The organism is Methylobacterium sp. BTF04 (genome assembly GCF_010692745.1).
Classification (GTDB): domain Bacteria; phylum Pseudomonadota; class Alphaproteobacteria; order Rhizobiales; family Beijerinckiaceae; genus Methylobacterium.
Genome location: NZ_JAAHTB010000095.1, coordinates 1 through 5,611 on the forward strand (window position 1 = coordinate 1; position 5,611 = coordinate 5,611).

The 5,611-nt window shown below is 56.7% G+C and carries 5 protein-coding genes and 1 pseudogene; 4 read left to right on the forward strand and 2 right to left on the reverse strand.

The annotated features are described in order from the left end of the window. Positions 1 to 73: 73 nt before the first annotated feature. Positions 74 to 457: a response regulator gene (locus tag G3T14_RS22900; RefSeq protein WP_163644808.1), complete on the forward strand. Its 384-nt coding sequence runs from the start codon at positions 74 to 76 to the stop codon at positions 455 to 457. A 374-nt stretch (positions 458 to 831) separates the two neighbouring features. Here G3T14_RS22900 and G3T14_RS22905 read toward each other — a convergent pair whose 3' ends face one another. Then, positions 832 to 993 carry a hypothetical protein gene (locus G3T14_RS22905; RefSeq protein WP_163644807.1) on the reverse strand — a complete coding sequence of 54 codons (162 nt, stop codon included), beginning with the start codon at positions 991 to 993 and terminating at the stop codon, positions 832 to 834. Positions 994 to 1,208: 215 nt separating this feature from the next. Beyond that, positions 1,209 to 1,994: a PRC-barrel domain-containing protein gene (locus G3T14_RS22910; RefSeq protein ID WP_204263017.1), complete on the reverse strand. Its 786-nt coding sequence runs from the start codon at positions 1,992 to 1,994 to the stop codon at positions 1,209 to 1,211. An 888-nt stretch (positions 1,995 to 2,882) separates the two neighbouring features. On the opposite strand from G3T14_RS22910, the gene G3T14_RS22920 reads away from it, so the two are divergent. The 3 genes and pseudogenes from G3T14_RS22920 to G3T14_RS22930 all read left to right on the forward strand — a co-directional run bounded on the left by G3T14_RS22920 (position 2,883) and on the right by G3T14_RS22930 (position 5,115). Continuing rightward, complete coding sequence (locus tag G3T14_RS22920) at positions 2,883 to 3,323, forward strand: universal stress protein (protein ID WP_163644810.1); 441 nt, start codon at positions 2,883 to 2,885, stop codon at positions 3,321 to 3,323. Positions 3,324 to 3,538: 215 nt separating this feature from the next. Beyond that, positions 3,539 to 4,638: pseudogene (locus G3T14_RS22925) on the forward strand (IS630 family transposase). A 240-nt stretch (positions 4,639 to 4,878) separates the two neighbouring features. Beyond that, the gene (locus G3T14_RS22930; protein WP_163644811.1) at positions 4,879 to 5,115 is read left to right on the forward strand and encodes an SHOCT domain-containing protein; all 237 of its coding nucleotides are present in this window, start codon (positions 4,879 to 4,881) and stop codon (positions 5,113 to 5,115) included. The last annotated feature ends 496 nt before the right edge of the window (positions 5,116 to 5,611 follow it).

Here is a 5,611-nt window from a genome sequence, read left to right on the forward strand (position 1 = left end):
ATCATAACCCAGGCCCGCAGAGAATCCCTCAACAGCCAATTTCCAAACGGCCTCTCAGGAGCGCTTAGCACCTATGGCGCAATTCAAACCGCTCAAACCGGCGACCATTCTCGTGGTGGAGGATGAGCTACTTGTCCAACAAGACTTGGCGCAGTGGCTGAGGGAGCAGGGTCTGGACGTGCTTACGGCTGACAACGCCGACCAAGCAATTATTCTGATGGATTGCTATCCTGAAATTGCGTTCCTCCTGACGGACATCAAAATGCCGGGCTCGATGGACGGCATCCGCCTCGCCCATTACGTCGCCGAGCGGTGGCCGCCGATCAAAATCATTGTCCTGTCAGCACTTTTCAAGACGCGGCTCTCCGAGCTTCCTCAAAAGAGCCTGTTCATACCCAAGCCGTATGAACCAGAGGCGCTCTGGGGGGCCATCTCAAGTTCGGGCCCGGACGCCTAGCGCCAGCGGCACCGCGTCGGCTGACAACAGGGGCCGTCATCTTCAACCAGCTTCACAGCCTCGGAAGGATGGAAGCGGCAGGGGGTGCGGTACGAATATCGGACGCAAAAGGGCCGCGATCTTCGACCCACTTCACAACCTCGGAATGTGAAATCCCACCGCGAAAAACGCGATAATTACAACCGCTGCCGCGACCGCCAATATGATCAACCCAACCCGTCCAATCCCGCGTTCCTTGCTTTCTAGGTTTTGAATATTTGGCTCATTGTCAGATTTGATCGGAGACTTCATTGTTCCCACATTCTTGTGAATCACGCCCTGTGTTAGGAACGCGTAAGCTTCGACTAATTTTGTGAAAAGTCTTGAGCTCTTGTTTATTTAGAAATCAACACACGCGCCGAAAGAATTTGGGCGTGAAGCATGGCGACCTCCTTTACCAGACGCGACGCGATGGCTTGGTGACGCGGATCGGCCATCAGGAAAACGGTCTCGATATTCTTGTTGAGCGCGTGGTTTATCGCCGTCATCTGGATCATTCTGCCGTCTGCGAGAGGCGCTATAGCCTCGGAATTTACTTAGACGTCCCCCATAGGCCGCATAGGAACCGACGGGGCGTCGTGGCGACCATTGTGTTGAGGAAATTTATGTCGCCACGCATCACTCTGGTTATGAGAACCCGCTAATCTACATTCGATACCGAACCGCGTATCCGGTCCTTCATAGTATGGAACCGGGTTTTCTGGTGGGCAAGCTAGGCGGGCTCTGCGACGGGGAGCCGATCGTAGTAGCCGTGGAACGCGTATTCATATGCGCGGTCCACGGCTACTGTACCGTCGTAGGCGGGACTGTCTTTGACCTGCTGGCGTAAGACATCGAGATAGACCATCCTACTCGACCAATCCGTTCGTTTGATGGACCTTGGCGAAATCAGGACCTTCTTTGCTGGCCACCAATTTTTGGTGTCGACAACCAGATAGTGGACGCTCCAGTCGCCGTCTTCCATCAGGAAATCGGCTACGTGACCGATTTCTCCATCACGGGCATGTATGTGGTAGCCCGTTACTTCGGTGATACTTCGCAAGTGACGGTCGCCTTGCACAACACCTTCACCCGAGATCTTCCGATCGTTAACATTTCCAGCGTGGAAACCAAGGCCAGCGCCTAAGAATCCTGTCCCCAATGGATAGCCGTATCCTCCCATGTAAAACCCTGTCGACCAGTAGGGACTCCACCCGTAGAAATCGTACAGATTGGTCTCCATCACCCGGGAAACCGGCTGATCGGTGCGAATGTCGGGGCTATCTTTAACGGTCTGTTTTGTGATGCTAACGGCGAGTTCCCCACCCATGTGATTGACGTGGCTAAGCGCAGACGGCGGCAGCAGTACTTTTCGGCCAGGCAGGAAAGCTCCGGTGTCGACGACCAGCCAGCGCACCAACCATGTGATATCATCGAACAAAAAATCGACGATGGTGCCAATCGGCCCGTCGGTGGCGTTGATACCGTAGCCTTCAATGACGGATGCGTGCCTCAACATGACGAACCTCTCCTGACTTTCCCATGCGGGTCTCATCGTAGTCAGGGCGGGTGGGGCAGGTAGGGGCGGAATATACTCAGGCGCAAAGGCCTTCACCGCCCTTTATCAAAGTGGCCTTTGAATAGGCATTCATTCACAATTTCCGCGAAGTTGTGAAAGGAGACGGTCACGCCCTCTTAAGATTGTGCCCTGGTGCGGGAGTCCACGCCCAGGCGGTCAGTTGCGCTACCGTCAGATCTAGCGGGGCATGGCGCAGCGACTTCAGCGTCACTTTCTATTTCATCCCCACTCTCGACGTCTGTCGTGATGAGCAGGCTGGCGACGTCGGCTTGCCATGAGCCCCCCGCTCGTTCCCTTGCGAAATATAGGCCCATCCCCAGCTCGAGGAGAGCGACAAATGATGCAGTTCCCCAACCGGCAGCTGTGCAGAACATCAGGGTAAGAAACGATAGAGACACGACAGTGGACAATGTTATATATCGCAGTACAATCATGAAGTCATGATAGTCTCGACGGTGAGCGCTCACATTCATTGAGCTGTGGACTGGGAGATAATCGATCATTCTGGTTGTCATGGTCGTGCACTCACAACAGAAATATCTGCTGTGACTCATAAATCATCGAAGGCTGACTGAGGTAGCTTCAGAAAATACTCAGATCATGGCTTCGACAATCAAGGTGTGGTCTCTGAAGCGCTCATCTGAATCATGTAATGGTCTCCGCGATATCCTCGTGATAGTCGAGCCTCAAACTTTTTTGGCTCATCCCTGAATTTCTAGTTATCGGTTGGAGCATAGAAATAGAGTAGTTTCCGAGGCTGCTGACGCCCAAGCCGCACGTGCTACCTTTGGTCTTATCCCGAGCCTGATCACTTGGAACCACGACAAAATGTTGTTCAAGCGCATCCTTATCGCCGTCGATGGCAGTGAGGTATCCGCCGATGCGGGGAGGGTCGGGCTCGAGCTTGCCGCCGCTCTGGACGCTGAGGTTGGTCTTATCCATGTGATCCGCCCGGCGATTTCCGCTGGGGCGTGGTACGCGGTCTCCTCCCCTGAACTGAAGCAGCCCGTACCGGAATTGACTGCGGATATCTTCTCGAGTTTACACGCAAAGACACCTATCCCGAAGGGCTCCCCGACGTTCCTTCCCCTTGGAGAGCCCGTGGCTGCCATCGTCGAAGCCGCGCGAGAATGGTCGGCAAGCCTCGTCGTTGTCGGCAGCCACGGACGTAACTGGCTGGACCGCGTGATGCTGGGCAGCGTCGCGGAGGGTGTATCGAGACATGCCCCATGCCCGGTCATGGTCGTTCGCAACTTGCTGCAAGCCTAGTGGATTGATGCCGACATAAGAGTCCTTGTTGGGATTCCCATAGGCCTAGCGTCGTGCGAGTCTTGGGGATGCGTACTGGCGTCACCGTCCATCTGAGCCCGACCGATCGCAAGCGCCTTCTGGCGATCGTCGATGACCGCAACAGCCCGCAGAAGCACGTCTGGCGCGCTCAGATCGTACTGGCCACAGCCGATGGCCTGGGCACGGTGGAGATCATGCGCAAAGCCGACGTCAGCAAGACAGCCGTCTGGCGGTGGCAGGAGCGGTTTATGGCCGAGGGCGTTGACGGCTTGCTGCGCGACAAGACCCGGCCCGCTCGGGTTCCCAAGCTGGCCAACGATGTCGCAGAACGCATCGTCGCTCTGACCCTGGGTGATCCGCCCGGCGAGACCACCCACTGGACCGGCCGGGTCATGGCCCAGGTCGTGGGCGTCAGCCTAACCTCGGTCCAGCGCATCTGGCGCGCCCACGGCCTGGCGCCGCACCGCATCCGCGCCTTCAAGCTTTCCAACGATCCCAAGTTCGCCGCCAAGGTCCGCGATATCGTCGGCCTCTATGTCGATCCGCCGGCCCACGCCGTGGTGCTCAGCGTCGATGAGAAGTCGCAGATCCAGGTCCTGGATCGCACCCAGCCAGGTCTTCCCATAAAGAAGGGACGGGCCGGGACCATGACTACAAACGCCACGGCACGACCACCCTGTTCGCCGCCTTCGACGTCCTGGAACGCAAGGTCATCGGCCGATGTATGCAGCGCCACCGGCATCAGGAGTTTATCCGCTTCCTGAACGCGGTCGAGCGTGAGGTCCCGGCCGGCAAGACCGTCCACGCCATCCTCGACAACTACGCCACCCACAAGCACCCCAAGGTGATTGACTGGCTGGGCCGCCATCCCAGATGGGCGTTCCATTTCACGCCCACCTCGGCCAGCTGGCTCAATGCCGTCGAGGGCTTCTTCGCCATCCTGACCGCCGCCTCAAGCGCGGCGTTTTCAAGGGTGTCGTCGACCTCCAAGCCGCCATCAACCGCTTCGTGGTCGATCACAACCAGCAGCCCAAGCCCTTCGTCTGGACCGCAGACCCCGACAAGATCATCGCCGCCGCAGCACGTGGGCACCAAGTGTTGGATTCAATCCACTAGCAAGGCTGGCCAACGCTGGAGGTTCCGGGCACTCGCCCGAAAAGGTGTTGCAGCCATCAACCCGATACTCGGAGGCCAAAGGTTCTTCACAGGCTACCCGTCCGTCGACGACACCATCTACACCGCCCGGGACCAGGCGTCGGGCGCAATGCTTCGCAGCTCACTCGTCCAATTCTGAGACATCCGGTCAGATCAGAACCCCCGAACTTGATCGGCTAGGTACATTCCGATCCTTCATTCGCAATGTGGAAATCACTATCAGGAATTGGGAGTGACGGCCCTGCCCGTGAAGCAGAATATTCGCAATACGGGTGGCAGGCTTCGTCCCCCCTTCTGGACTCGCTGGAAGGGCCAGTTGTTATCTTGCAGAACCCATCGCCAGCCGCGCGATGGGCGCCGCGCGTTAGAGGATTGATGAATGACCCACCCGTTTTGGAATGATTGGTATTTCGGCTGGGGCTGGCTGCTCTGGATGGGATTCGTATTCCTGTTGTTTTCGGGTCTCGGTAACTGGGGCTATACGTACCGCGCTCACCGGAAATATGATCTGGGCGGGCCAAAGAGTGCACTCGACATTCTCAATGAGCGATACGCTCGTGGCGAAATTACCCGCGAGGAATTTACACAGCTCAAGTTAGATATCTCCGCGCGGTAATGGCCTTCCACTGGATCGGGTTCAGCCGAATTCCCTCGGCGCGGACTTTGGCGGTCGCGCACCCTGCCCCTCAGCTGAGCAAAGCCTGGCGACATACACCAAGTAACCACGCAACTGTGGCGCACACGGCAACAGTTTGCGTGCCCTTGTTATGGCTCTTGAGGACCTTTCTCTGGTTGCAGTCGAATATTTAGAAATCGCACCAGGCGAAGTCGTTGTCTATCAACTCGCAGCCGACACCGGCGTTGTAAGAAACCACCATTTCAACAGGGAAATCTCAACGGACAGAACTATGATTTTGGAAAGAGGAAAAAATGGAGCTAGAGTCAGACGAGGCGTTCTATCGACGCGCTGTGCAGGAAGAGGAAGATGTGGAGCACGCAATAGAGCATAAGCTGGATGAGCAGTTAATAGGCGGTACCGACAATGCCCGGACACCTTAGAGTCTGACTCATAATGTTTCTGATGGATATCATGGGTTTGCGATGCGGCGGGT

What these genes read in the sequence shown, in the direction of transcription:
- G3T14_RS22900 (WP_163644808.1), top strand. Translation starts at nt 74, where the DNA reads ATGGCGCAATTCAAACCGCTCAAACCGGCGACCATTCTCGTGGTGGAG.
- G3T14_RS22905 (WP_163644807.1), bottom strand. Translation starts at nt 993, where the DNA reads ATGATCCAGATGACGGCGATAAACCACGCGCTCAACAAGAATATCGAG.
- G3T14_RS22910 (WP_204263017.1), bottom strand. Translation starts at nt 1,994, where the DNA reads ATGTTGAGGCACGCATCCGTCATTGAAGGCTACGGTATCAACGCCACC.
- G3T14_RS22920 (WP_163644810.1), top strand. Translation starts at nt 2,883, where the DNA reads ATGTTGTTCAAGCGCATCCTTATCGCCGTCGATGGCAGTGAGGTATCC.
- G3T14_RS22930 (WP_163644811.1), top strand. Translation starts at nt 4,879, where the DNA reads ATGACCCACCCGTTTTGGAATGATTGGTATTTCGGCTGGGGCTGGCTG.